Here is a 26,991-nt window from a genome sequence, read left to right as displayed (position 1 = left end):
AAGAAGGAAGAATGACAGAATAAAATGAGAGAGACAGCAGAACCCCGCCTGTTATCTAACAGGAGCAACCAATACGTACCTGATGGAATGCACAGTGCTTGCAAGCGGGAGCAGTGGCAACTGCATCTACGTCAGCAACGGCACTAGTGCCCTGATCATTGATGCGGGCATCGCAAAACGGGATATCATCACAGGAATAACAGAGTCAGGCGGCGACCCTTCAATTGTCGAGGGGATCATGCTCACTCATGAGCATACCGATCATGTCCGGAGTGCCAATGCCCTTGCCCGGGCACTTAACCTCCCCCTGATCGCAACTGGTGGGACACTCCAAGCCTTCTCCTCGACCCGCCAGCAGATCAAAAACCCCCCATGCCATATCGCCTGCCGGTACAATACCACCCTGAGAGTCGGAGCATTCGAGGTTACTCCATTTGCCGTCTCTCATGATGCCATCGAACCCTGCGGATACTCTATTGCAGACGGAGACCTGAAACTCTCGATCATGACCGATACCGGGATTGTGACACCCCGAATGATGGAATTGCTCTCACAGAGCGACGGGATAGTCCTTGAATCCAACCATTGCCCAAAGATGCTTGATGAAGGGCCATACCCTGAGTACCTGAAGCGCCGGATCAGGGGGAAGAAGGGGCATCTCTCAAACAAAATGGCAGCAGAATGTCTCACCGAGCTGCATGGCTCAGCCCACACTGTCATCCTGTCGCATCTCAGCGAAGTGAACAACTCCCCTTACCGGGCTTTTGCCTCGTCACAGGAGGCGCTCGGCCTCGATATGGCCTACACCGATCTCCGGGTGGCATCTGCTGGAATCGACTGCTCCTGCATCTCACGAGCAATACGGATTCATTGAATCATGCTGTCTGAGAAAGTGGATTCATTCAATCTCCTTATTATTCAAAAATAAAGGAGGACGATTACTTCCGTTTGATTGAGACGGTAGCACCGGTGACTTCACCACAATGATCACGGAAGGGTTCGATCCCAATCAGAACCGGGAGCCTGCAACCATCACGGCTTATTAAGATGCAGTCTTTCTTAGAAGGCAATTTATGAGCAGTCCCAAAGAGCGTATCAAAGGGGCAGTCGATGGATGAACCCATTAGATCTTCAAGCACCAGAACTGAAGAGAGGTGGTGATCAGATGCCTCTTTCTGTGTCCATCCGGTGATCTCTTCTGCGGCATAATTGATCAGGAGCACCGTGCAGCCGGAATCGATGCTGATCAGCCCTTCCGGCAGAACCGGCTTTGTACTGTAGCCGTCGGTGACCTCGGAGACAAGCGCCTCCTCCACCCATTTCTTCTCTGCCATATCAATATAATGAAGGGTCTGTTCAAGCCGTGTATTCACCTTTCTAAGCTCAGTTGTGCGTTCAGCCACAAGCTCCTCAAGGTGTTCGCGATGGCATCGCAGCTCCTCTTCAATCCTTATGCGATCAGTTATATCCCTGAATATAAGCACTGCCCCGGTGAAACGACCCTTCTCATCAAGGATCGGGGTTGCAGTATACTCAATATTACGCCTGGTTCCATCCAGAGATATCAGCACCACATGGGAATTTGATCTGACTGCCTCCTGATCAATAAGAGCCCGCATAACCGGATCGGGGGCATCCTCACCAGTACTTCCGATCTCGATCTGAAAAGCAGTCCGTGAAGGCCTGCCGATCACCTGCTCCTCGCTCACACCGGTGAGATCGATTGCCACCGGGTTCATGAACCTGATAAGACCCCCGGTATCTGTTGCGATGATGCCTTCACCCATACTCCTGATCGTTGTCTTCAGCCACCGTTCACTCTCCCGGAGCCTCTTCTCCATCGAGGACTTATAGAGGGCTATCTCGATCGCAATTCTCAGATCGCGCTCCATGAAGGGCTTCAGGATGTACCCAAACGGCTCGGTTAATTTTGCCCGTGAAACCGTAGAATCTTCAGAATAGGCTGTCAGATAGACAACAGGGATATCCATTTCCTCCTTAATGATTGCCGCTGCTGCGATCCCATCCATCTCACCTTTCAGGACGATATCCATCAGGACAAGATCCGGACGGTGAGTGCGAATCTCTTCGATTGCATCCTCTGCATTGTTTGAGATGCCGGGGACACGATATCCCATCGCCTGAAGCCGGCCCTTCAGATCTATTGCAACTATCGACTCATCCTCAACGATCCAGATCTGATATTCTACCATCCCTTCACCTCCTCTCCTTATAATTCAACGGATAAAACCTGATATTGAATTCAGTACCATGATCCTGCTTCAGCTCAATTGCACCATCCAGTTGCGTCACCAGTGAGGAGACAAGGAGAAGGCCGAGTGACTGGATCTTGTCAATAGCAATACCCGCAGGCATTCCGATACCATCATCAGAGACCATCAGGCTATAGCCCCCATCACCAAGCGGGTGCATAACGATTGTAATCTGCCCTTCACGTTCATCAGGAAACGCATGCCTGAAAGCATTTGATACCAGTTCATTCAGGAGAAGCCCGAGTGGAACCGAAGTATCCGGATTTAACACCACGTCCCGGATATCAAATATAACCTGCACGTTCTTTGCATGTGAGCCATACTCTCTTCGGAGGCTCTGGGTGATCCGTGTCGTATATTCTGAAAAATCGATCCGTCCCAGCTCCTTTGACCGATATAAATGTTCATAGACATAGGCAAGTGCCCGGACCCTGTTCTGGCTGTCTGTCATATAGCCAAGGATCTTTGGATCGTCAACGAACTGGGACTGGAGTTGAAGAAGGCTTGAGATCACCTGAAGATTGTTTTTGACGCGATGGTGGACTTCACGAAGCAGCACCTCCTTCTCAGCAAGAGCCTCCTCCACGAGAAGCCGGGAGGATACGGTATCAGACACCCTTGATACGCTGATAAGTATATATTCACGGAAATCGAGAGCGAACGGCCGTGGCTGGATCAGGTACTCTGCACTCACACCAGAAGCATCACGGAGCAGCTGGGTAAAGCCATCCCTCTCCTCCATAACGGCATTCCTGATCTTCTGTTCAAATATCCCTCGTGACTGTTGTGAATCGGCCCCAGTCTGAAGAATGGATACAAGAGGAATGGACATATCCAGGCCACTCCTGCATCCGAGTAATTTTGAGAGTGAAGCATTAATAGCAATAACAGACCCTGTCCTCTTCTCGAATACTAGCATACCGCAGGGAGAACGCATAAACAATTGAATACATAAATCTTCGTGCATAGAGATCACTCATCTCCAATTTTCAGGACATGCATCGCAAATCTGTCAATGACCGGCATTATTGCCTGCATACTCCTCTTCTGCCGTAACAGATCACCAGAAAATGCATCTGCTTCAAGATATGACAACAACTCCATAATATAGCCTAGCCTCGGATACAGCTCACAGAAGCGTTCTCGGCTCCTGATCACCTCATCATGATTCATCCGGAGGAATGCATTTGCATACTCAAGAAGATGTATGAGATACGGGGGGATTCCCCGGATGATCGCAAGTTTTCCAAACCGGTAGAAGACCTGCCTCTTCCCGGTGATAACCGCCAGTTTAAAACCATAATAGACAGGTTCCATACCATCAGGCATCACTTTCACCATCTTCCTGAGGATAGCAGCAGCAGACTCAATTGATTCTTCTGCAAGTGCCTTTGAAAACGCCCGCCTGAGAAACCTGATATCATCCGGGAATGCAGACAGGGCATCATCCAATACCCGGGCATAATGGAGGCTGTCAGCATCCCGCTCCGCTTTGGCAAGTGCAATCTCAGGAAACCAGGCTTCATAAGGGAACCATTCCCGTACCTGTTCATAGACATTCCAGAAGACAGAGTCGAGGAGGGCTTCTTCATCTTCATTCAGGAGTTGGTGAGCGGAGAGAGGGGGGCGGCGATCAGCAAGAGAGAGTATCTGCTGCCTTGCAGAGAGGAGCATCTCCGAAGGCGAATAATCCGGCTCTATCTGCCCTTCACTGCGAGGCTGCAATCGATCCAGCTGAAGATAGCAATAGGCTATGGCAACACCGATCAGGGGATCAGTGTTCCTGTACTTCTTCAGGAGCATTACTGCATCCTGGTACTGGCCTCTCCCGATTGCGTGAAGTGCCGATATGAGATCAAGGCCCCCCCTTCCACCATTTCGTTTGTGTTCTGCAAGCACCTCACCAAGCAGTTTATTATAGGAAGGCTCAGGTTCATGCGGACTCGTCCGGAAGATCTGGCATGCAATCTCATCCAGAAAAAAGTTAAAATCAGGATCCGGCAGACGAATCGGACCTTCTTCAAGAGCTGAAACAACATGGCTGAAGAAGACCGGAAGAGAGCGATCTATCGCATCAATATTATCGTCAATATATACAAAGAAGCGTTCTTTCATCAGTTTCAGATCACCATCCGGCAGCTGATCCGAAACGAATCCCTCTTCCATACAAGAGAGATCACTTCACTCTGTTATATCACTATTGCTCTTTTTCCTGCTGCATGCCAGAATCCTGCGGATGCCCGGATCGCAGGTATCGCTCCTGAATCTGCGCAAGCATCTCAATCTCATCCATCCGTTTATCATCACGAATTCTGATAAAGCGTGGAAACCTGAGGGCATACCCGGATGCATAATTCTGGCTCTTCTGGATCTCTGAATACCCGACCTCAAAGATGATCCCGGGTTCGAAGACCACCTCCTTACCAGTTGTACTAATGACCCTGTCTTTGAAGAGATCATAGAGGATACCGAGCATCTCATCATTGATCCCGGTTGCAACACGGCTCACCGGATGGAGAGTCCCTTGATCATCCTGGCAGGCGAGGAGGAACGAACCGAAATGGTGGGCACGCCGCCCTTCGCCCCATTCACCCCCGATCACTGCCAGATCAATAGTCTCGACCTCGGGCTTGCATTTCACCCAGTGCTTCCCCCTGTTTCCTGGGATATATGGAGAGCCGGGCACTTTCAGCATGATCCCCTCATGCCCCTCCTGGAGTGCAGCATGATAGAACTCCCTGAGTTCGTCTGGGTTTTCCGATTTGATTTGTGGAGCGATGTACCCGCTCATCACGGATTCGAGATGGATGCGCCGTTCCGAGAGGGAGAGATCGATCAACCCAACGCCGTCACGATAGAGGATATCGAAGACGAAGGGAACCATACGTATCTGATCTACATGGGCGGAAACATCATGTTTCCTCCGTATCCTTCGGAGCACCGTCTGGAAGGGCATCGGCTTTCCATTCTCGATGGCAACCACCTCGCCATCAAGAATCACATCGCCAGATACTGCCTCTTTCAGCTGATCGGCGATATCAGGAAGCGCTGCGGTGAGATCTTCAAGTCTCCGGGAATATATGGCAATCCGGCCTCCGGAGCTGTGAAACTGGAACCTGCTCCCATCATATTTGTACTCCGCACAGACCTCGCCTGACACGGCAACCATCTCCTCAATCGATCCTGCCTGGGCGAGCATCATCTTCACCGGGCGGAAAGGCTCGATCTTAACATTCAGGAGGGCATCGGGGTCAATGGACGCGATCTTTGCAACCTCACCGAGATCATTCATCACCTGGTGCGCCCTGTTGACAGAATCGGGACTGACAGAGAATGCAACCGCGATCGCATCCCTCACACTTCCTTCCCCAACACCAATACGGAGCTCCTCAAGCATCAGCCGTGTGAGGTACCGCCCTTCAAGCGGTGATGCATTCGAGTAGAGAAGCCGGGCATTCCTCAGTTTCTCCTTCTGGGATTTTGAACCGGCGGTATCAGCCATCCTTATGAATGTTGCGTAGACATCTCCAAGAGTGAGCTCTTCAGCAAAGAGACTCGTCTGGGTCTTCTCTTTCAGAAGGAATTCAACAGCTGTCCCCGCATCTCCGGTCCTGTTTACAAGGCTAATCACATCGTTCCGTTTCCGCCCCGCCACATAGGCAACCGCATCATAGAGGAGGTTTGGCCCGATCCCAAGATGGGCCGAACTCCAGTCAGGAAAGATCAGTCCGCGGATGAACCGGACAAAAATCGGAAGATCCTCTGCTGTAAGACCGGGGAGGAGTTCCGCGATGAGATCCCGCATCTCAAGCCGGCTTGCGAGCTCTTCTATCTTCTCACACCAGAGGGCAAACTCAGAAAAGAGCATTGAATCAGGTATACCTCTTTTCTGATCGTGAATCAAGGTATTGTTTTGTTCCCGTGCCACCTTCAGACAAAGTCGGCAAAAGTCCGCTGGGATCGGAGATCCCGGATCAATTCAGAGCGGCCCTGCCAGAAAGACGACCCGAGCAATGCTGTGGCCATCGCCTCCCCGGCCTGAAGATCGGCACAGGGAACCGGAGGAGATTTCAGAGCAGCCCGGGTTGCCTCCCGGATCACCCAGGTCCCAAGCGGCGCCCAGTAATCACCTGAGATATCCCGGATAACAACCACACGTGCGCTCCTCCCTGTCATGGCAAGATATTCGAGAACAGCAAGGCGTGCCGAGTAATAAGCCCCTGCAATTGGTGAATACCGCTGCTTCTTCCTCTTCTCCCCATCAACAACGACCACATCCTCTTTACCCCCCCAGAGCGAGTTAGTCTGCCACCGTTCGATCATCTCAAATGCAAAGTCCGGGGAAGGGAGCAGAAGCACCACGATCCTGTTGCCATAGAGGAGGGCAGAGTGAACAAAAATTTCCTGAAGAGGGAGCAGCCGCTCAACCCGCTTCCTCAGGTCTTTTGATACCATGTCATCGACGGCAGTGATCGCCCACCGGGTCGGCACAAACCTCCGTTTCGAACCAAGGAGCCCGGCTGTAAGGAGGCTTGTGATCCGGTAGACATCGATCCCATCCAGAAAGAGTGCAGATGCAGCCTCAGTCGCGAGCACTTCCGTGTCTGAGGTGTACCGGTCAACGGCAGGCTCAACAACGGCATTATCAAGGACAGAGACGTGTGAGAGTTTGCCACAAAGGCCAATCGGTGCCACAGTTCCGTCAAATGAGAGATCGTAGCGGATCGGTTTTTCAAACCTTGCTTCCACATCAAGAGGCCTGCTTGAGAGGGCGACCTCCTGTGCCTTCTGAAGGACATTTTTTACCGGCTGGGAACCCCGGATCGTCTTTGACCTGATGCCGACAATCTCATCCATACCAAGGCCGCGGGCAATCCAGTCGGTAGGTGTGTCAGATTCTCGGAGCAGGAGCGGCCCCCCGACAACACGGGGATACCCGCTGCTTCCAATAAAGATCGATGGTGACGGCCCCATGTATTCGGATTGTGGCTTTTCATCCGTCAATGCATAGAAGCGCTGCATAATCGGACATTTCGGGAGGCCGCAGAGCCCCTTTCCCTTGCATTCAGCACACCGTATCACCGGAGATCCCTCACCACACGAATTGAATCCGAATATGCTTCAAGCAGGAAAGCAACAAGCTCATCCCAGCAGATCTGGTTCCCCTGTGGGAGAGATGCAGCAATCTCGCGACCAATCTGATCATCTGTTCCAGAGAGAGTGCAGGTGATAACAGAACCCGGGGCATAGACTTCGGGAACAACACAATCACCGTCCCCGTCGGTGATTCCAAGGATCGGGACACCCATCACAGCACCGATATGCCCACAGACGGCAGTGGTATCGTCCCCGATAGACAGAATACCGCAGGTATCGGGGGTGATTATCCTGTAGATGGTGATCCCTGCGTGATCGATCGTCTGCACGCTGCCACAGGGAGGAGCAGTTCGCACGGGATTTTCCGGAGAGGCAGTCCTGATCCAGCCGCTCTTGCACCATGCCCGATCCAGAGGCGGGCAGCCTATGGCGTTCAGCTTCTCGATCCCATGGAGCTTCAGGCGGATGCCGCTCACAGGCATAAGAATACCATCCTCACAGGAGATCACCACCTCTTCCGCAGTCGCATATCCGATCGTGATACCCTCGACCATCACAGGCTCACCGGGAATGCAACCGCAGATCCTCCTCATTGACGGTTCATCCTGGCTGGAAGATACGGTTCTCACAACCGGAAAACCGAGACGGGTGCTGATTGCTTCTGCAACCGCGCGATCCCCGCCATCCCAGAGATAACAGGTCTGATCCGAACATTCGATATGTATCAAGCCACGGCCATTTCTGATCCTTGAGGCAACGATCTCGCCAAACCGCCTACCGGAGGCTGGAGTCTTGCCGCGATTGACAAGTACGCATATACCATCTATTTCATTTATAACAACAGAAGGGGGGGCATCAGCATAGGTAACAGGTAGTCCGCTCTCAGCAGCAGCTGTCCTTCCCATGACCCCGGCAACAATACACCTGATCGGGGCAAGCGCATGATAGATCCATGCCGCATCCCCTTTATCAAAGACGAAAGGGCCATGAAAGATACATATAAGGTGCAGAGGATGCATCTCAAGAGATATTACATTGAAAGGAGATAGGATCTTGGTTTAGTATTACATAAAATATGAAAAGTATTAACTAATACGAGTTGCAATACTATTTTGTCCCATCAGGACACACCATCCAGACCGGGCGCGTCAATTCATGGCACGTCCCACACCTTGGCAATGGGAGGTGCCGGCACCCAGGCGTACCGTCATCTCCTCATCATCGGCATGTACGCACCCGGCACCATTCCTTTTTCCCACAACTGTTTTCAATTCCCGGCGATACATAGAGATGCAGGAATCGGGGAGGTTGAAGTGATGACAGGTGATACACTCAGAAAGTTTGTGATGCCGGAAGTGATCTTCGGGGAAGGAGCACGGAGGCAGGCAGTCCACTATCTCGATAATCTTGGGGTTGCCCATGTTCTCATCGTTACGGATCCCGGAGTTATCCGGGCCGGATGGGCATCAGAGATTGTATCTGCTGCAGAATCCGAAGGAATATCCGCCACAATCTTCAGCCAGGTTTCTGAGAATCCCCGCACCACAGAGGTGGATGCAGGCACAGGCATGTATCGTGACAACGGGTGCGATGGTATCCTTGCAATCGGCGGCGGCAGCCCGATGGATTGTGCAAAAGGAATCGCCATCCTCTCTACAAATGGCGGTATTATTCAACACTATGAAGGGGTTGACCAGATCCGCCACATGGGCCCCCCCCTCATCTGCATCCCGACGACCGCAGGCAGTTCTGCCGATGTGTCTCAGTTTGCTATCATCACCGAAGAGGAGAAGGCGAGGAAATTCGGGATCATCAGCAAGACGATTATACCTGATGTCTCTCTTGTCGATCCCGATCTGTTATCGACACTCCCGGAAAGATTCATTGCGTACTGTGGATTTGATGCCCTAACCCATGCGATTGAGGCATATGTATCAACCGGCAGCTCAAGCCTGACCGATCTTCATTCCCTTGAGGCAATACGTATGATTACTGCTGCGCTGCCCATTGCATACAGGGAGAGGGACAACAGGGAGGCAGCACGCCTGATGATGCTTGGAAGCCTTCATGCAGGACTCGCCTTCTCAAATGCAAGCCTCGGGCTCATACATGCGATGGCACACCCAATCAGCGGACTCTATGATCTTCCGCATGGCGAGGCAAACTCCCTTCTGCTCCCGGCGGTCATCCGTTATAATTATCCATTCGCACAGGAGCGGTACGACACAATCGGTGAGATCCTCGGATTATCATCTGCTGATCGGAACCCCTTCGGAGCAGACGCGATCATCAGCAGATTAAAGGAGCTTGCAGGAGAGGTTGGCATAACAGGAACACTTGGCGATCGGGGAGTGCTCATGAAAGATATTCCGGTACTCTCGGATAATGCCGTTTTGGATGGATGCATCGTGACAAACCCGCACCTGCCAACAGGTGAGGAGGTAAGGCAGCTCTATGAATCGGCGCTCTGAGAAGACGCTGGAAGAACAGCTGAGGCTCCGTGAAAAGATCCTCGGACTGGGAGAAACCTCCTTCAGAAAGAGCTACTATCCGGAGTTACGCGTCCGTCTTCTTGAGCTTGAGCGTTTTCGGTTTATTCTTGATCAGATCAGTGTTGGTATCATCATTATTGATCCAAAGACCGACACCATCGTCGACCTGAATCAAGAAACCTGCCACCTGCTGAAAAAACAGCAGAAAGAGCTCCGCAACATGCAGCTTCGTGGGAACCCGGACAATTCAGTCGCCTGGTATGCCAGGGTGCAGGAGTCTGATGAAGGCATGGTAATCATCGATAATCTCCCGTCAGACAACGGGGAGCCGATGGCACTTGAGATAACGATGCATCATGCGATCTTTGGTGGAGAAGAATACAGAATCGCGATCATCCGCGACATCACCAGGCAGCGGTCAGCGGAGCGGACATTGATTAGGACAAAAGATATGTTCGAATCGGTTATTAGGATCAGCTCCATCCAGCATGCACCTGAAGACGATATCCTCTCTGCTGCCCTCAGGGAAGCAGCGGCACTGACACAAAGCAGTGATGCATACTGTGCAATCCTCTCGCCGGATGAGAGCTTCTTTTCCATCTCCTCATCCTTTGATGAGATCCCTGCAATGGAAAGATTGTCCCGGGCAGATAAGAATGGCCCATGGGAGCGTGTAATCAGAGAGGGCATACCGATCATCGGTGAAAACCCTGAAGGTATGTACCTCCCAATCTCAGAAGGAGAGCGCGTTGTTGCGGTCATCTCCCTGAAGGGCAAAGAACGCCCATATGATGAATTTGACCTCCGCGTTGCCACCTACCTGGGTGAGTCGCTCTGGCAGATCCTCCTTCGCCGCCGGGCAGAAGAGAAGCTCCGGGAACTAAATGAACAGCTTGAGGAACGGGTGTTCGAACGGACACATGAACTGGCCACCCTGAACAATGAACTTGAAGCCTTCACCTACTCGGTATCTCATGACCTGCGAGCACCCCTCAGGAGTATCAACGGATTTTCACTCGCGATCCAGGAGGATTATGGTGATGAATTATCTGGCGAGGCTGTTGAATATCTTGGACGGATTCGATCGGCATCAGAGAGAATGGGAACTCTGATCGATGATCTCCTGCTCCTCTCACGAATCTCACGGGCAGAGCTCAGGCGCCAGGAGTTCTCACTCTCGGATCTGGCACATGAGGTGATAAATGAGATTCAAGAGCAGGAGCCGCGTGAACACGCTACGGTGACGATCGAAGAGGGTATTGTCGTTTCCGCAGACCGGGGGCTCATGCGGAGCGTTCTCTGGAACCTCCTCTCGAATGCCTGGAAGTTTACCAGCAGAAAGGATTCGCCGGAGATATCGTTTTATTCGCAGAAGGATGGAGAGAAGACCACCTATATCATATCCGATAACGGGGATGGTTTTGATATGGCATATGAAAAGAAGCTCTTCCTGCCCTTCTCCCGGCTCCACACAACTGATGAGTTCCCCGGAACAGGAATCGGCCTTGCCACAACAGCCAGGATCATTCAGAAACACCATGGCGAGATACATGCCGAAGGAAAGATCGGTGTGGGTGCAACCTTTTATTTCACTCTCGGCACAAAAGAAGTAACAGAATATGAATGAACCTGTGATCTCAAAAGGTACCATTCTGCTCGTTGAAGATAACAGAGATGACGAGCTTCTGACCCTGAGGGCTTTTTCGAAAAACAGGATTGCCAACCCAATCGCTGTATGTCGCGATGGACAGGAGGCGCTCGACTACCTCTTTGCCCGTGGCTCATATGCAGAGAGGCGGCAGGAGGATCTTCCTGTGATTATCCTCCTCGATCTCAAACTCCCAAAAGTTGACGGGCTTGAGGTACTCAGGGAGATCAGGAGTGAGGAGAAAACACAGCTTATTCCTGTCATTATCCTCACCACATCGATTGAAGATGAAGATGTGATCGGGAGCTACAAGCTCGGTGCCAATAGCTATATCCGGAAGCCTGTTGATTTTACCGAATTTGTTGAGGCGGTGAGAACCCTCGGAAATTACTGGCTGCTCCTGAACACAAACCCGTTGCCGGGGACACCATAATGGAATCTACGCTCCGTGTGCTCATTGCCGAAGACACCGAGGATGATGCGCTCCTCCTCATCAGGGCACTGAAAAAAGGTGGATATGCCCCGGATATGGTCAGAATATGGACCAGGGAGAGATTGCATGAGGAGCTTCATACCAGGGAGTGGGATATCATCCTCTCAGATTACCATATGCCGGGTTTTGGCGGGGAGGAGCTGATATCAATCGTCAGGAAGGAAGGGCTTGACATACCCATCATCATCGTATCCGGTGCCATCGGTGAAGAGGCGGCAGTCGCCCTCGTGAAATCAGGTGCAGACGATTATGTGATGAAGGACAATCTCATCCGCCTTGCTCCATCCATCTCCCGTGCATTAAAAGAGGCGATCGATCGAAAAGAGAGGAGGCGGGCAGAAGAAGATCTCAGAGATTCCGAGGAACGGTACAGAAACCTGGTCAGGCAGATATCTGAGGGAATCCTCATTATTGACAGGAGTACAGGAACGATCATAGAGTCTAATGAGATGGTCTCAGGGATACTTGGATATACCGGGGATGAGATTTTATCGATGTCTATCGATGATCTGTTACCTGGCTGCTTAATCCTCTCTGGAACAGCTGATCGCATTGAAAGTACAATCCGGCGAAAAGAAGGAGAAGAGAGAGAAATAGAAGTGAGCATAAGCCGGATAGCAATGAAAGGCTATCCCAATGCGGTCTCGGCTGTGATCAGGGATATCACCGAGAGGAAGGTAGCAGAGCGGGATCTGAGGATCAAGCAGGCAGCAATCGTCTCTTCAATGAATGGCATCATCATCACGAATCTCACCGGGGACCTCACATTTATGAACAGGTCCTTCCTGGAAATGTTTCATCTTGGCTCCTGGAAAGAGATGTACCAAAAACAGATTGGTGAACTGACACATGACAATCTCACTTTTAGCGTCCTCTTCTCCGAAGTGATGCAGAAAGGAAGATGGTCGGGTGAGATGGAGCTTGTGAGGCGGGATGGTTCGACAATCTCCATATTCTGTTCTGCTAACCTTGTGCTGGACAATCAGGGTATGCCGCTCTGTTCTATCTTTATCTGTAATGATATCACGGATAAGAAAGAACTTGAACGCAGCCAGATACAGGCTTTTCTCCAGATTGACCGGAATATCGAGCAGTTTGCAATCCTAGCCGATCATATCAGGAATCCGCTCCAGGTGATCCTCGGCTATTCCGCCCTTTCAACGGACGATACAACCGATGAGGTTGTGAAGCAGGTGGACAGGATCAATGAGATCATCAAACAGCTCGATCGTGGCTGGATCGACTCGGAAAACGTTAGGAAATTCCTCAGAAGGCATTACAACATCGGTAGTTTTGAGGAACCCGGGTATCTCACTCGATGAGGAGGAGGGCAACCGAACGGATATCTCCGTGCTCAATCTTTCCATATTCATATCCCGCACAGGGGATCGGCTGAATATCCCATCCCACCTTTTTCGCCGTGGCAAAGACATCCATCCCGACAGATTCCATACTCGGCCGGACACGATCCATCTGTCTGCAGGATCTCCTGATACTCTCATCAACCGGACCCTCCCATTCCTCCACAACACATTCATCACAGAAGATGCAGGGATATGCCCCAAATCCAAAGGCCTTGTAGTAGCCGTCATAAAATGCCATCTTCTCAAGCTTCCAGACCGCATCCCAGATCCAGAGTATCATCTCCCGGTAGAAGGGATGGAAATCAAGTGGTATATCCTCAGGATGGATCTTGGGATGGGCGGGGTCACCATCAAACCTGAGAAGGAGTGCGGTTCTGTATCCAAGGAGAATACGACGCATATCTTCTGGATCCGGGGTATATGGCGGACAACTCAGGTGCTTTCCATACCCTTTGCACCCGAAACGGCATTTCATCCTGACCCAGTCTGAAACAACGATATCCTCAACCGGGATAACCGCCGGAAGAACTCCCATCTCTTCTGCATATGATGAGAGGAGGCTAATCTCATCGTCAAGGCTACGTACAGCCATCTCACTTCACCTGAGGTGGACTATGCGGAAAAGATGATAAATATTGTTATCAAGTCTGCTCGTTTCCAAGAGGCACATACCCGCGCTGGAGCAGAGCCCTGTCAATGATCTGCCGTGATGAGCAGAGTTTGCATGTCCGGAACTCTCCGACCCGTACGACCCGGATATCCAGCCCCTCTCTCTTCAGCTCTGCTTCAAGATCTTCGGAGGTGAACCGCTGGTTGAACCCTATGGTGATGATATCGGGTTTGATCTCCCTGATGGGACGAAATTTATCTGTCAGATCTCCAAGAACAGCATGGTCGACAGGCTTCAATCCAAGCACCATAGCAAGCCGCTGATCTTCAGGGATGATCGGCTTTGGCTTATGTTTCACATTCTGCTCGCGCGCAACAATGACATATAACTCGTCCCCAAGCGCCCGTGACTGCTCCAGATAGAAAAGATGGCCGGGATGGATGATATCAAAAGTCCCGGTTGCAACAATCCGTGTCAAATCAGATCACCTCAAGGCTGCGGCGTAATCCATCCCGTGAAAAAGCCTGCCAGTCGTCCGGGCCATATGGGTATCCGAAGATAAGGTGGCAGGAGCCAAAGCGGGGGAAGAAGCCGATATCAGCATCAGAGGGTACGATAACACCATTTGGATGGCTGTGGGCGCTGCCTGAAAAGGACATTCCAAGCGGGACCATATCGGTGAGAATTGAGGCGCTCCGCTCATCGAGGCGGGTGCCGGGGAGGAGGTTGATGCCGGATAAGACCCCGTTTTCTGCATCTAGGAGAGCCACAAACTCATGCGGGTGCTGGCTCTTTGCCATCTCAATAAGTGTAGAGAGCGTATCGCTGCTGATGGCATGGATCATCATCTCTTAATTTCTTTCTCACAGGACACTATGAAAGCTATTGAGATGATAAAGTGGTTTCTTCCCACTTCACAACAAATGAATCCCTGATGGGAAGCAAATGTACGGAAGGGGAAGAGCAGGACAGGCAGTTTCTGATCGACGGCATTGCCATCACCTATTCTTTTTTGGTTAACAGGCGGAGAAAATACCCATGCATCATTTCAAAAGATGATGGAAGGCTCCTCCTGGAAGCTCCCGTTCCTATGACAGAAAAGGCAGCCAAACGGTTTCTGGAGGCAAACGAAGCCTGGATTGTCTCGGTCTTTCAGAAGAATGATAAAAGCGGCACATTCCGTAATGGAGCCGTGGCACTTGACGGGGAAGAGATACCCTATTACATCACTATCAACAGGAAGAGGAAGCGGATTGCCATCACCATCCGGGATGATCTCGGAATCGAGATCCGATCCCCGGTTCTGCTCACCCCTGAAGAGGCCAGAAGATCGATCGAAGATGTATCAGCATGGATTCAGAAGATCCGTTCGAAGAAGAGGATCTGGCGTGAGAATATGCTCTCCAGACAGTATGCGGAGGATGAGACGATCCCATTTCAGGGAAAGGCACTCTCGATCAGGCAGATGGAATCTGGCAGTATGTTTTCTGCATGGATCAGGGGAGATGAACTCTGGATAAACCTCCCTCAGGGAAAAAAACCTCATGAGTCGCTTCCCATGATCCGTCAGGCGGTGATGAACTGCTATGCCGATGAAATCCTTCCGGTTGCCAAAGAAATTGCACAACGATCGGCTGATGCGTTAGGTGTCACCTGCCCACGGGTGCGTTTTGGTTATCAGAAACGGCGGTTTGGATCATGCACTCCAGGGAACGGGATCATTATCAATCTCAGGATTGCAATGGCGCCACCGCAATACCTGGAATATACCATCATCCACGAGGTCTGCCACCTTGTGGAAAGGAACCATCAGGAGCGGTTCTGGGATCTGGTGGCATCCCTGCTCCCTGCATACAAGGAACTCCATGACTGGCTCCAGAGAGACGGGATGCAGTACTGCTTCTGAGAGATGAGGATGGAAAGTGAAGGGGAATGTACCTCAGAAGAAACGCCGTCTTTTACTCTCCACATCACCCTTCATCCCCGGCAGGCCATCAATTGTCTGCCTGATTCCTGGGAGGCGTCGCTGGATAAGGTTCCAGACGAGCCTGAGATCGGTTCCATAGCAGGGTGAGATCATAGCAGGTAGCGCTTCCAGAGCATCCCAGGGCACAGTCGGTGATATTGCCTTGTTCTCTTTAGGGATACATGCAGAGAGCATGCCGATTGTCCTGAGATGCGAGAGGACAGCGTTACTGGTCTTTGCATCCGAGATGAAGACTTCATAGATGATTCCGCGGCATAAAAGCTCGATATCAGCAATCGATCTGGCGATCTCCTTCTGAAAGAGGATCACCTGCGTAGCTGTCAGAGGTTCTGCCTGCATGATACAGGGTGTGAGTTCATCCCGCAAACCCTTCAGGGAGATCAGGGAGACCTTCTGGCCTGCCATCTTCTCAATAAAACAGCTGAGGGCGGCCATATCAAGAAGATCACGATCCTCGGAGAACGCGGCGACCACGTGGAGCGCGTCATCGCCAGGTATGGGCGGAGTAAAGACACCAAGCTGCGTCACCCCGAAAGAGGAGGACATCTCGGCTTTCAATCCTTTCAGAATGGAGACAACCTCCTTTCTCGATCGCACCTATGCCTGCCTCCGGGTATTCATAGTACTATCTTCAGTAGATATGACTATTTAGGATCACCTATTTTTTTCCCATATCCTGAAGGAACCGATTTTTCGGGGTTTCGGAGAGAGGAGTAACAAACGCCTCCATCTCTTTTTTTCGCCTCATATCCCTTACCCTGGACAGTGATAAAATCATGCGCAGGGAGATGAACAAAAAGAAGAGCAGAATAACTATTGCCGCTGTTAGAAGTATATACACGATGAGATCAGGATTATATGAAAGGTACATATAATTATGTTTACCTTGCAGTGCTCAGATATAGTTCTTTCCAGAGGGATCCGGCGGCGCACCCCCCTCAACCGCTCACCGTGGCAGGCGGCTGATCCTGCCTGCATAGCGGGTCAGCAGAATGGAGAGGAAGAGAGCAAGGGCAAGGACGCCTGAGAGGACAATCCAGTGAAGAGATCCGATTGTTCCGACTGCCAGCCTGACTATGAGATTTAAGGGATTGTAGGGAACCGACATCGCAATGATGATCATCACCACAACCGCGGTTGAGAAGATGAACTGTGCGCTCGTCCTCTCACGATAATGGAGCGCACAGAATGCCCCGATTATGATCAGGATAAGCGATCCGCAGATGACATGAAGCAGAATCTCAAGCGGGTGCTGCACAACAATACCATTTGCCGCCAGAAGTGCAAGCCATGCCCCTGACTGGATAGGCACGATCGCTATACAGGCGAGTATCTTCCCCCAGAGCATCTCCCCATAGGTGACAGTCGTCGAAAGAAGGGTCTCAAGTGTTTCAGACTGATATTCTTCGGTGATGAGATCGATGATCAGCGCTGCCGAGATGATCGCGGGCATGAAGACGAGGAGCGGAATTAAGAGAGCGAATACGAACTCGAAATAGTTTGATCTCCCTCCGGAATCCGGGAAGTTCAGCCGTATGGGGTTCAGTGTCAGCCTATCTGAACGTAGGGTCCTGAGTTCCTCCTCGTAGGCAAGAAACGCCTCTTTCATCTTCACCTCAACAATCGCCGACTGTATATCATTCTGGAGCATGTAGAGGGTTACCAGAATGGGACCTTCTGCGTCAGGGGGAGTATCCGGGACAAAGACCACGGCCGAGAGCTGCCGTTCTTTCAAAGAGGCAATTGCAGTGTTCAGATCCATCCCGTATGCCCTGAGATCACGCCGACCATCGATGATCGAATAAAGATCGCCATCAGACCCTACATATCCGATTCCATACTCAACACCCTGGTACCCGGAGAGTGCATTTGGATCGTACATCGTTGTCAGCCCGACCATCAAAAATGATGAGAAGAGTGCAATGAAGAGCTGAAGGAGGATCGCAAAGACGATCGTCTTCTCTGCATAGATCCCAAAGAGTTCTTTTTTTGTGACGATCAGGACATTGTTGCTCTTCATACAGTGATCACCCCGATGACAGTAAGATTATAGACCACATGGATGATGGTGGCAAGAGCAATGCCCGGCAGATACCATCGGAATCCTCCACCCTTAAGAGCGACAGCGACGACTGCGAGACACCCTGCATGGAGTAAGAACGGCATCCAGAGCACCTGGAGAGAGAGGAACATGATACTTCCAAACACAGACTCCGAGACCTGTGCAATTGTTGCAAAGAGGAGAAGCTTCTCTCCTGCAAGAAAACCAACTGCTGTGGCGGCGGATCCGAAGATTGCATGACGCCAGGTGAGGCCGCCAGGGAGGATTTTTGCCAGTGCATAGATTCCGACTGACTTTGCCACCTCCTCTGTGACAGCGGCATATCCGATCAGGAGGAGGAGGGAGAGCGGCATCGGGAGGTTGAAGAAGAGGACGAGGCCCATCAGCTGCACCATGAAGACAAACGGGATAACAAGACCCCCAAGCAGAAAGAGTGAGATGAGCGGGTATGTCTTCGATATCCCCGCTGATATGAACTCGATTGTCCGGGGGATCAGGCGGTGAAGGGAGAAGAGCCGCTCCTCATTGAAGTTCACGGCACCAGCATAGAGGAGGATGCCGCTAGTCAGGTAGAAGAGGCTCGTTGAATAGAAGTAGTCTGTCAGGGTAAATGGATCGCCCTGGATCTCAAGAACGATCAGGGTGAGTGGAGATATAAGCGAGACTATGTGAACATTGGCAAAGATGCTTGGGAAGAAGAGGTATGACGTGGCGATGGTTGAGAAGAAGATCGAGAGGAAGGAGAGTTCCTTGAAGCTACGAGCGAGCATGCCAATGACGAGAGCCGCAGAGAGGAAGAAGAGGATCACCGGGATGAGCGGAAGGATGGTTTTTGGGGGGAGGGAGCTGATCATGATGAGAAGGATGGATATTGCCAGCATCATCACGAAATAGGGGAGCGCCTTTCCGAGGATGATGGCTGAGGGACGGTATGGGGCTGAGAGAAGGACCTCGCCTTTCCGTTCGATCCGCTCGTTCATGATACTCATCATGAAAAACTGGGACGTGAAGTAAAGTGGGAATATGAAGACGAAGATCAGGATGATCGAGTCGAAGGGGAGGGGCGGGGCAAGCTGATTTGGTGTCCTGAATGAGCCAAGCTCAGAATCAGAAGCGATAAGCTGAGTGTACCTGCTCACGGTGTCATCCTGTGCAGCAGCCCGTGAAATTCCGGATCTCAGCTGATCAGGCTCATAGGGAACAGATGCTTGTGGTGTAGCAATAGGAAGGATTGGGCCTGACGGCTGCGGCGCATCCGTCTGCGGGAGCGGGGAGATACGCTGTCCGCTCTGTGTTGCAGAAAAGTCTAACTCGCTCCTCTCATAGATGCGATCGATCCAGAGCGGATATGCTGCATAGAGATCGGGCTCCTGAACGTTCATGAAAGCAGAGTAGCTCTCAAATACCCGTTCAAGCGAGGTGAGCGCGGCACGCCCCTTCTCAGTATCCTGGACATAGACCTCGCTCCCAAGGATGATGATATCATAAAAGAGCCGGTTATTCAAAAGAGATGCCCCGGAATCGATAAAGACCATGAACCTGGGATCCTCTGCGATCACCTCCCCGGCAGGTACGTTGTCTGTACCAAGCCGGTATATCCCATCCTGGATATGGATGCCACGCTCGGCTGCAAGGCCCGACGCAGCAATAAGGAGAACAAAGAGGATAATTGCGGCGGGCAGGATACCCCTGCCCATCGTGGAGAGGGTACGCAAAAGCTCCCACCGTGCCACAACAGCGATCTGATGGAGATACCCTATCCTCATGCACGCCTACATAGGACATTTCTTCTATAAAAGAGTCGGCATCAGGATATTGGCAGAACCTGGAATTGCGATCCATTCTCCCGATACAGTGGATCTGCACTGCCAGCAGCCAGGGTATTCTTCCGGCACTCTTAATATATCCGGAGGATGATCGTTTCAACATGATCCATGCCCGCAATATTCAAAAGGAGTTTGACTCGTTTGTCGCCCTGAAAGGAGTTGACTTTGATATTGATAAGAACGGGATCTTCGGGATAATCGGGCATAACGGGGCAGGTAAGACGACACTCCTGAAGATATGTGCAGGGCTGCTCACCCCCACATCAGGCACCCTGGAGATCGATGGGATCAATGTCATTGCAGATCCAAATGCGCTGAAGGAACGGCTCGGGTACCTGCCTGAAGAGTCACGCCTGTATGATACGATGACGATATCCTCGTACCTGTCATTCTTCGGGGAGATCTATGGCATGCCCCGGAGGGAGATTAAACTGCGATCTGAGGAGCTCCTCTCCTCACTGAACCTTGACGATGAAGGCAAAAAGCTCGGGGAGCTCTCAAAAGGGATGCGGCGGAAGGTTGCTATCGCACGCTCACTCCTCCATGACCCGACGATACTCGTCTATGACGAGGCAACATCAGGCCTCGATCCGATGAGCTCACGGTTTATCACCGGGTACTTCAGGAAGCTTCGTGATGAAGGGAAGATGATCATCATCTCTGCACACAACCTCTTCCAGGTGGAGGAGATATCAGATATCGTGATGATACTCTCCGAAGGTGAGAAAGTTGCATTCGGGACAATGGACGAGCTAAGAGAGCAGTTCGGCTCCCTCACCTATTATATACATTTCAGGATACGGGAACCTGAATCGCTTGGGGAGCACCTCCTCTTCTCGCAGGATGACGGAGGATTTGTATCAACTGCAAAGGATATCGATCAGCTCAATCGGATCACGTCACAGATTGATGCCGCAGGCGGGAATGTTGAGCGGATAGAATCACGGTACCCGACTCTTGAAGAGATGCTGATGGCGGTTTGAAGCATGCCTGCATGATGCACCTGATTCCAGAGATACACCAGCCTATAAAACAAAGCATACAGATCCAAACCCCCCTGAGCCACTCCTCCCGGTTAGAGAGAGAGAGAGAGAGAGAGAAACAAATCTCCATAACTGCCATTGTGTACGACGTGAGTGTACGCACATGTTCGCACAGGGGAAAAGAGAATGAAATCAAAGGCTAAATATGATATCTACCCTTTAAAGGTGAGAATCAGGAAACGATTATCTCTCACTATTGACCCGGATCATGATGAATTTATCAAGAAAGCAGACTTTAACGCTTCTCGATTCTTCGATAGTGCGATATATGCGCTTAAAACGAATACCGAACACAAAACAATCCAAATAACGACCAATACGACCTTAAAACACGAAAAGAAAGCGGGCCTGAAGGGATTTGAACCCCTGACCGACGGATTAAGAGTCCGTCGCTATGCCTGACTAAGCCACAGGCCCAGTGTTTTGACTTAATATCGTTATAGCCAGGACTATTTATGCCTTATGAAAATGACCTGAACGGCACCTCCAATCACCATTATAATATTGGAGGTTCCAGAGTACGGTATGGCTGATGGTGGGAAGGGTGACCCAAAACCAATTGTCAGATACATGGTCTTTGGGTGCGGAAGCATCGGCTACAATGTCATAGAGGAACTCCTCAAAGAAACCGATAATATCGTAGTTGTCGACTCTGACGAAAAAAGGGTTGAGGACTTAAAAGACCATAAATATCAGGCGATAGCCCATGACATAGCCGACCCCGATCTCTTCAAAGACCTTCCCACCCCCGAGATTATCTTCATCCTCTCCAGCAATAAAGAGGCAAATCTGAGCGCAGTTGCACTGGCGAAGAAGTGCCATCCGCAGGCATTCTGTATTGCGCGTGCGGTTGATCTCTTCTCTGTAGACAAACTCGTCGAGGCAGGGGCGGATGTCGTGCTGTATCCCCAGCAGGTGGTGGCGAGATCAGCTGTCAACCACATGAAGCGACTTATTGCCGCACGGAGCGCACAACAGCTATATTCTCTGCTTGAAGGGATGACCGGAACGCTCGGCATCATCACACACCGAAACCCCGATCCGGATGCAATCTCCAGTGCTATGGCACTCTGTGCCATAGCTCAGGGCGCCACCAAAGGCGAACTGAAATGTGTCATCCTTTTTGACGGAAATGTCGGACACCAGGAGAACCGCGCCTTCGTCAACCTTCTTGAGATCCAGATGGAGAAGATCACCCCTGAGAAGCTGAAGGAATGCACCCATCTCGCCCTTGTTGATTGCGCAGCACCCGGCGTCAATAATGATCTGGATCCGGGCCTTACTGTTGACATCATCATCGATCACCACAGCTCAGACGGTGTTGAGCTGAAGAAAAAGCCGAAATTCATGGATATCCGCCCTGAGAGTGGTGCAACTGCCAGCATATTCGCCCAATACCTCCAGGAACTCGATATTAATGTGGATACTAAGATCGCAACCGCACTCTACTATGGCATACGGGCAGACACCCGGGAGTTCCGGCGTGGAGTAACCTCCAATGATCTTTATAATGCCGCATACCTCCTCCCCCTCTCAGATGCAGATCTCCTCGAGAAGATCATGTCCCCGTCATATTCACAGGAAACAATTGATGTGATGGGGAACGCCATAACAAGCCGAAAAATAAAGAACGGTTTTCTCTTTGCAAATGTCGGCTACCTCCGGAACAGGGACGCAATCCCGCAGGCAGCTGATATGCTGGTGAACCTCGAAGGCGTAACAACCGCACTCGTCTATGGGATCACCGACCAGCATATCATCATCTCCGCACGGAACAAGGATATCAGGGTGCATATCGGCAATGTCCTCAAAGAGGCATTCGGCTCGTTCGGGGATGCCGGGGGACACGGAACCATGGCTGCCGCAACCATCCCCCTGAACTATTTCTCCCTCATCCGTGACAAGGAAGAACTCCTTGACATGATCATTGATCCCATTTTAAATCTCTTTACCAAGATTGTCGGCATCGATGATAATGGAGATAAAAATGAGGTTTGAAGACTGGGAACCATATTATACGGAGATCCTGGATTATTTCGGTTTTGATCGCGCCGTTGATGAAGACGCGCGAGCCGTGCTCGCAGAGCTCCTCCCACGTGATGATATTGACACACTTCAAACGCTCATCTCAGGGAAGACTACAACAATCTGCGGCAATGCCCCCTGCCTTGCATCTGAACTCGACAGGATAGAAGGAGTTGTTATCGCAGCAGATGCCGCTGCACTTGTGCTTCACAATGCAGGCATTCTCCCTGATGCCATCTTCACAGATCTGGATGGGGCAGACGATCCCTTCATCACAATGAATGAGAGAGGGACACTCATTGCCATCCATGCCCATGGCGATAATATGCCGCTCCTCCGGAGATGGGTGCCACGGTTTCCGGGCCACCTGATCGGAACAACGCAGGCAGCCCCGCTCCCGCATATCCATAACTTCGGCGGGTTCACCGATGGCGACCGTGCCGCCTTTGCCGCAGATGCGCTGGGGGCAGCTCGCCTCATATTCATCGGGTTTGATCTCTCAGATACCTCAGTCGATCCGATGAAGAAAGGGAAACTCTTCTGGGCACGCAGGCTCCTTGGCATGATCGGCTATGACCTCTGATGCCGTACTTATTGACGGGTATGTTGACGAACCCGCCTGCCTCGGCGTCCCGCCATATATATCACCCTATATCCGGACAGTCGCAGGCGTCCTCATTGAAGCCGGATACCGGGTGCAGTACAGGACGATCGATCAGATCAGATCCGCACCCCACGAACTCCAGTCACTCAGATCGGTTTCACTAGTTGTGGTGATCGCCGGGCAGACCGTACCCGGAAAATACCTTACCGGAACACCCGCCACGCAAACGGAACTGAGGCAGATCGGATCTCTTTTCGAGAAGAGCAGACTCCTTCTTGGTGGACCGATCAATTATGGTATCTCAACTGGTGGTGGAAAGAAGGCGGTGAAAGAGCCTATACCCGGATATACTGCACCCCTCATCGGCGATCCGGCAACAGCCTTAAACCATTTCCTTTCCGGCAAAGAGCCGCACGGAGAGGAGGATTACGGTGAGAGCTGCCGTTGGAGTATCCTCGGGGCGGATATTGTGCCGCAACACCCTCTTTTCCCGTATGTAATGCTGGAGCTTGAGACGGCGAAAGGGTGCTCCCGTGCTCTTACAGGGGGGTGTTCCTTCTGCACCGAGCCCTTCCACGGCAGCCCCAGGTACCGGCCGGTTGACCTGATCGAGGAGGAGGTTGCTGCTCTTGCTGGAAACGGTGTCCGGCATTTCCGGATCGGGCGCCAGCCTGACCTCCTTGCCTATGGAAGTTCCGGGAGCGAGTTTCCACGCCCCGATCCCGAAAAGATCCGCTCCCTATTCGCGGCAATCCGGCAGGCAGCTCCGGATCTCTTAACCCTGCATATCGACAATGTGAATCCCGGAACAATTGTGAGGCATGAAGAGGCAGCCCGCGAAGCGCTCACAGCTATCGTCGAGCTCCACACACCCGGGGATATCGCTGCATTCGGCATGGAGACCGCCGATCCGGCTGTGATTACTGCAAATAACCTCAAGGCAACACCCGATCAGATGAGGGATGCAATCCGGATTGTCAACGAAATAGGAGGTATCCGTGACGACAACGGCGTTCCCCATCTCCTTCCAGGATTAAACTTCGTCTGCGGTCTCTCTGGCGAGACCAGGGAAACCTACCAGCTGAACCAATCATTCCTTGAAGAGCTCATCAGATCAGATCTTGCTGTTCGGCGGGTGAACATCCGGCAGCTGATGCCATTTGAGGGGACACGGGCATATGATGAGAATACCCTTGATCAGCACCATAGCGCATTTAAGTCTTTCAAGGAATGGACGCGGAAGCAGTTCGATCCCGTTATGCTTGCCCGCGTCTTTCCCATCGGCACCATCCTGAGAGATGCAGTCGTTGAGATCCCAGGCAAAACCTCATTTGCCCGCCAGATGGGAACATACCCGATCCTGATCGGCCTCCCTCTTGAACTGGAAGAACGGAGCCTCACCAATGCCGCCGTTGTCGGGTACGGGAGCAGATCACTGACCGCCCTCCCCTGCCCGGTTCCGGTCAACCGGCTACCGGCATCTGCCATAAAAGCGCTTCCCGATATCGGGAAAAAAACACAAGCCACGATCCTTGCAAAACGCCCATTCAGAAGTCTGCAGGAATGGCAGAAGGCAACCGGCGGAACCAGGATCGACCACCTGATCACCTTCTTCTGATCGCAAGGTGAATTAATCAGGACAGAGAAGTAGAGTGTATGCCACCATCCCCGGTGACTGAGGATGAAGAGCATGTTGCAGAATGGCACACACTCACAATCAGCGATATCCGCCGGAGGCTGGATACCGGAGATGAGGGGCTTACTGAGGAGGAGGCAGAGTCCCGGTCCCTGACATATGGCAGAAACAGCCTGCCCGAGAGGAAGAAGACCCCGGCATTCATTATTGTTCTGAGGCAGTTTGCAAGCCCACTCATCTATATTCTCCTCGCAGCAGGCATTCTCTCAATCGCATTTGAAGACTGGACGGATGCGATCTTCATCTTTCTTGTGATTTTTTTAAACTCGGGGATCGGATCAATCCAGGAGTGGAAAGCAGAGAAGAGTGCAGCAGCGCTCCAGCAGATGCTGAAGATCTATGCCCGTGTGAAGAGGGGGGGCCGGGAAGAAAAATTACCGGCAGAAGCGCTCGTCCCGGGCGACCTGGTTCTCCTTGAATCGGGAAGCAGGGTGCCTGCGGATCTCAGGATCATCTCGGCATCCTCGCTCGCAATTGACGAATCGCTCCTCACCGGTGAATCCGAGGCGGCAAAGAAGAAGACGCCCATTCTTCCCTCAGACACTCCGGTGGCGGATCGTGCCAACATGGCATATGCAGGCACGACTGTCATGTCAGGAAGGGGCACCGGGATTGTAACGGGAACCGGGACAAAGACCGAGATCGGAAAGATCGCTGCTTCTGTTAGTTCTTCTGCGATGGGGAAACCCCCGATCGTCATCAGGATGGAAGTCTTTGCAACCTAAGTTTGCCACTTTGGGTTCAGCCACCCAGTGACAGCATTCACTACCGTGATCTATTTTTTCCAGAATTTCATCAGGAAACAGTATTTGACAGTTGATGATTTTCCTATCAAAAATTCATGTAACTGCCCAATTATGCCGTAAAACCATCGTGTTAATGGCATCAAAATTGGAGTGAATGAACCTTTTTGTCTTCCTCATCCACGAATCAACGGTTACTGTCAAATTCAATAGCGCCGTTTTGATGAATTTCGTTGACGTATGCTTCAGTTCAGGGATCTCAAATCGGATCAGGGAGACAAACAATTGTGCGATAAACCCAATGATTAGAGCGCCATAAATGCTGTTATCAGTCCATACGCGCAATGGTTTGATCTCGATCTCGTTCTTGAGTGAATTGAATATCTTCTCGATCGAGTCCTTTTTTCGATAGGTCAGAAGGGCTTCAGTAAGTGTCAAATTCTTACTCGATTTCAGGCAGAAGAATCCCTCTCTCCCAGTGATGAACTTCTCTTCAAGAAGCCTGACAGCATCATCTTCTGAGAGTTCAATCAACTTTGTCTGGATGGAGTAATCCACATCAACAAGAAGATTGTTTATCCGGAATCGTTTTGGAAGAGCCTTATTCTTGTCAATACTTTCCTGAATGGCCTTTGCTTCTTTTATCTCTCGAACGACTTTTCTGGCTCTGGATTCCAGCTGCTCTTTCTGCAGCTTTTCTGAGAAATAGAGATAGTTCGTACTGTTCGGCTTCTCGATTTTAATCCCACTAATCCCTGATTCCTCATCAACCATCTGAGGATTATATGTCTCGAATTCGGCGATTATCTTGTCGTCGCTTTTGTTGAGCTTCTTTCCGGTGATGTACTGGAGATTATCTGCCCGGATCATCTGGGTATTGGCGACACTGTTCGCTCCTTTGTCAAATATCACCAGAGATCCCTCTCTGAGCCGATTCCTTGACTGGCGATAGGTCTTCTTGAAGTGGGTCTGATCATTGAGATTGCCAGGTTCGATTGTCATCCCAATTGGGATATTGATCGGGTCAG

General features: G+C 51.3%; 24 protein-coding genes and 1 tRNA gene. 11 read left to right on the top strand and 14 right to left on the bottom strand.

Annotation, left to right across the window (positions count from 1 at the left end; translation table 11 throughout):
* Positions 1 to 82 precede the first annotated feature (82 nt).
* On the top strand, positions 83 to 874 hold the full coding sequence (locus FTO68_RS04420; protein WP_255332169.1) for an MBL fold metallo-hydrolase: 792 nt from the start codon (positions 83 to 85) through the stop codon (positions 872 to 874).
* A gap of 64 nt (positions 875 to 938) precedes the next feature.
* Here the strand turns inward: FTO68_RS04420 and FTO68_RS04415 are convergent, their stop codons facing one another.
* From FTO68_RS04415 to FTO68_RS04390, 6 genes are all read right to left on the bottom strand, one after another.
* Entirely contained in the window at positions 939 to 2,213 is a 1,275-nt protein-coding gene (locus FTO68_RS04415; protein WP_255332168.1) for an ATP-binding response regulator, read from the bottom strand.
* A gap of 4 nt (positions 2,214 to 2,217) precedes the next feature.
* Positions 2,218 to 3,192 (bottom strand): sensor histidine kinase, encoded by a 975-nt coding sequence (locus FTO68_RS04410; protein ID WP_255332167.1) that lies wholly within the window; start codon positions 3,190 to 3,192, stop codon positions 2,218 to 2,220.
* A 53-nt stretch (positions 3,193 to 3,245) separates the two neighbouring features.
* Entirely contained in the window at positions 3,246 to 4,439 is a 1,194-nt protein-coding gene (locus FTO68_RS04405; RefSeq protein ID WP_255332166.1) for a hypothetical protein, read from the bottom strand.
* 31 nt (positions 4,440 to 4,470) lie between these two features.
* Entirely contained in the window at positions 4,471 to 6,141 is a 1,671-nt protein-coding gene (locus FTO68_RS04400; RefSeq protein WP_255332165.1) for an ATP-dependent DNA ligase, read from the bottom strand.
* A 62-nt stretch (positions 6,142 to 6,203) separates the two neighbouring features.
* Positions 6,204 to 7,355, bottom strand: coding sequence for an Nre C-terminal domain-containing protein (locus tag FTO68_RS04395; RefSeq protein ID WP_368659870.1), 1,152 nt, complete (start codon positions 7,353 to 7,355; stop codon positions 6,204 to 6,206).
* Complete coding sequence (locus tag FTO68_RS04390) at positions 7,352 to 8,389, bottom strand: DUF2117 domain-containing protein (RefSeq protein WP_255332164.1); 1,038 nt, start codon at positions 8,387 to 8,389, stop codon at positions 7,352 to 7,354. The genes FTO68_RS04395 and FTO68_RS04390 overlap by 4 nt, the downstream gene beginning before the upstream one ends.
* 159 nt (positions 8,390 to 8,548) lie before the next feature.
* Here FTO68_RS04390 and FTO68_RS04385 point away from each other — a divergent pair, with 159 nt between their 5' ends.
* The 4 genes from FTO68_RS04385 to FTO68_RS04370 are packed head-to-tail and all read left to right on the top strand — an operon-like array spanning position 8,549 to position 13,325.
* The gene (locus tag FTO68_RS04385; RefSeq protein WP_255332163.1) at positions 8,549 to 9,841 is read left to right on the top strand and encodes an iron-containing alcohol dehydrogenase; all 1,293 of its coding nucleotides are present in this window, start codon (positions 8,549 to 8,551) and stop codon (positions 9,839 to 9,841) included.
* Positions 9,825 to 11,489, top strand: coding sequence for a PAS domain-containing sensor histidine kinase (locus tag FTO68_RS04380; RefSeq protein ID WP_255332162.1), 1,665 nt, complete (start codon positions 9,825 to 9,827; stop codon positions 11,487 to 11,489). The genes FTO68_RS04385 and FTO68_RS04380 overlap by 17 nt, the downstream gene beginning before the upstream one ends.
* Complete coding sequence (locus tag FTO68_RS04375) at positions 11,482 to 11,943, top strand: response regulator (protein WP_255332161.1); 462 nt, start codon at positions 11,482 to 11,484, stop codon at positions 11,941 to 11,943. Before FTO68_RS04380 ends, FTO68_RS04375 begins: the two co-directional genes overlap by 8 nt.
* Positions 11,943 to 13,325, top strand: a complete 1,383-nt coding sequence (locus FTO68_RS04370) for a PAS domain S-box protein (protein ID WP_255332160.1) — start codon at positions 11,943 to 11,945, stop codon at positions 13,323 to 13,325. The genes FTO68_RS04375 and FTO68_RS04370 overlap by 1 nt, the downstream gene beginning before the upstream one ends.
* Here the strand turns inward: FTO68_RS04370 and FTO68_RS04365 are convergent.
* From FTO68_RS04365 to FTO68_RS04355, 3 genes are read right to left on the bottom strand one after another with little or no spacing between them, the layout of a single operon-like run.
* Complete coding sequence (locus tag FTO68_RS04365; RefSeq protein ID WP_255332159.1) at positions 13,315 to 13,959, bottom strand: DUF2284 domain-containing protein; 645 nt, start codon at positions 13,957 to 13,959, stop codon at positions 13,315 to 13,317. The genes FTO68_RS04370 and FTO68_RS04365 overlap by 11 nt on opposite strands.
* Before the next feature lie 49 nt (positions 13,960 to 14,008).
* Positions 14,009 to 14,455 (bottom strand): FAD synthase family protein, encoded by a 447-nt coding sequence (locus tag FTO68_RS04360; RefSeq protein WP_255332158.1) that lies wholly within the window; start codon positions 14,453 to 14,455, stop codon positions 14,009 to 14,011.
* Position 14,456: 1 nt separating this feature from the next.
* Positions 14,457 to 14,825 carry a Mov34/MPN/PAD-1 family protein gene (locus tag FTO68_RS04355; protein WP_255332157.1) on the bottom strand — a complete coding sequence of 123 codons (369 nt, stop codon included), beginning with the start codon at positions 14,823 to 14,825 and terminating at the stop codon, positions 14,457 to 14,459.
* A gap of 86 nt (positions 14,826 to 14,911) precedes the next feature.
* Here FTO68_RS04355 and FTO68_RS04350 point away from each other — a divergent pair, with 86 nt between their 5' ends.
* Complete coding sequence (locus tag FTO68_RS04350; RefSeq protein WP_255332156.1) at positions 14,912 to 15,883, top strand: M48 family metallopeptidase; 972 nt, start codon at positions 14,912 to 14,914, stop codon at positions 15,881 to 15,883.
* Between the two features lie 33 nt (positions 15,884 to 15,916).
* On the opposite strand, the gene FTO68_RS04345 is transcribed toward FTO68_RS04350, so the two are convergent.
* The 3 genes from FTO68_RS04345 to FTO68_RS04335 all read right to left on the bottom strand — a co-directional run bounded on the left by FTO68_RS04345 (position 15,917) and on the right by FTO68_RS04335 (position 19,792).
* Positions 15,917 to 16,561, bottom strand: coding sequence for a HepT-like ribonuclease domain-containing protein (locus FTO68_RS04345; protein WP_255332155.1), 645 nt, complete (start codon positions 16,559 to 16,561; stop codon positions 15,917 to 15,919).
* Positions 16,562 to 16,910: 349 nt separating this feature from the next.
* On the bottom strand, positions 16,911 to 17,984 hold the full coding sequence (locus FTO68_RS04340) for an ABC transporter permease (RefSeq protein WP_255332154.1): 1,074 nt from the start codon (positions 17,982 to 17,984) through the stop codon (positions 16,911 to 16,913).
* Entirely contained in the window at positions 17,981 to 19,792 is a 1,812-nt protein-coding gene (locus FTO68_RS04335; RefSeq protein WP_255332153.1) for an ABC transporter permease family protein, read from the bottom strand. Before FTO68_RS04335 ends, FTO68_RS04340 begins: the two co-directional genes overlap by 4 nt.
* Positions 19,793 to 19,857: 65 nt before the next feature.
* On the opposite strand from FTO68_RS04335, the gene FTO68_RS04330 reads away from it, so the two are divergent.
* Positions 19,858 to 20,835 carry an ABC transporter ATP-binding protein gene (locus FTO68_RS04330; RefSeq protein ID WP_368659869.1) on the top strand — a complete coding sequence of 326 codons (978 nt, stop codon included), beginning with the start codon at positions 19,858 to 19,860 and terminating at the stop codon, positions 20,833 to 20,835.
* A gap of 403 nt (positions 20,836 to 21,238) precedes the next feature.
* Here the strand turns inward: FTO68_RS04330 and FTO68_RS04325 are convergent.
* A tRNA-Lys gene (locus FTO68_RS04325) sits at positions 21,239 to 21,312 on the bottom strand.
* Positions 21,313 to 21,420: 108 nt separating this feature from the next.
* Here FTO68_RS04325 and FTO68_RS04320 point away from each other — a divergent pair.
* Genes FTO68_RS04320 through FTO68_RS04305 form a run of 4 tightly spaced genes read left to right on the top strand, consistent with a single transcriptional unit; the run spans position 21,421 to position 25,945 of the window.
* The gene (locus FTO68_RS04320; protein WP_255332152.1) at positions 21,421 to 22,893 is read left to right on the top strand and encodes a DHH family phosphoesterase; all 1,473 of its coding nucleotides are present in this window, start codon (positions 21,421 to 21,423) and stop codon (positions 22,891 to 22,893) included.
* The gene (locus tag FTO68_RS04315) at positions 22,883 to 23,503 is read left to right on the top strand and encodes a 6-hydroxymethylpterin diphosphokinase MptE-like protein (protein ID WP_255332151.1); all 621 of its coding nucleotides are present in this window, start codon (positions 22,883 to 22,885) and stop codon (positions 23,501 to 23,503) included. The genes FTO68_RS04320 and FTO68_RS04315 overlap by 11 nt, the downstream gene beginning before the upstream one ends.
* Positions 23,493 to 25,142, top strand: a complete 1,650-nt coding sequence (locus FTO68_RS04310) for a radical SAM protein (RefSeq protein ID WP_255332150.1) — start codon at positions 23,493 to 23,495, stop codon at positions 25,140 to 25,142. Before FTO68_RS04315 ends, FTO68_RS04310 begins: the two co-directional genes overlap by 11 nt.
* 38 nt (positions 25,143 to 25,180) lie before the next feature.
* Positions 25,181 to 25,945, top strand: a complete 765-nt coding sequence (locus tag FTO68_RS04305; RefSeq protein ID WP_255332149.1) for a P-type ATPase actuator domain-containing protein — start codon at positions 25,181 to 25,183, stop codon at positions 25,943 to 25,945.
* 114 nt (positions 25,946 to 26,059) lie between these two features.
* Here FTO68_RS04305 and FTO68_RS04300 read toward each other — a convergent pair.
* A partial coding sequence (locus FTO68_RS04300) for an IS1634 family transposase (RefSeq protein WP_255332148.1) occupies positions 26,060 to 26,991 on the bottom strand: 932 nt, incomplete at its 5' end.

The organism is Methanocalculus taiwanensis, from assembly GCF_024372745.1.
Taxonomy (GTDB): Archaea; Halobacteriota; Methanomicrobia; order Methanomicrobiales; family Methanocorpusculaceae; genus Methanocalculus; species Methanocalculus taiwanensis.
This window is presented reverse-complemented; position numbering and strand designations above follow the sequence as displayed.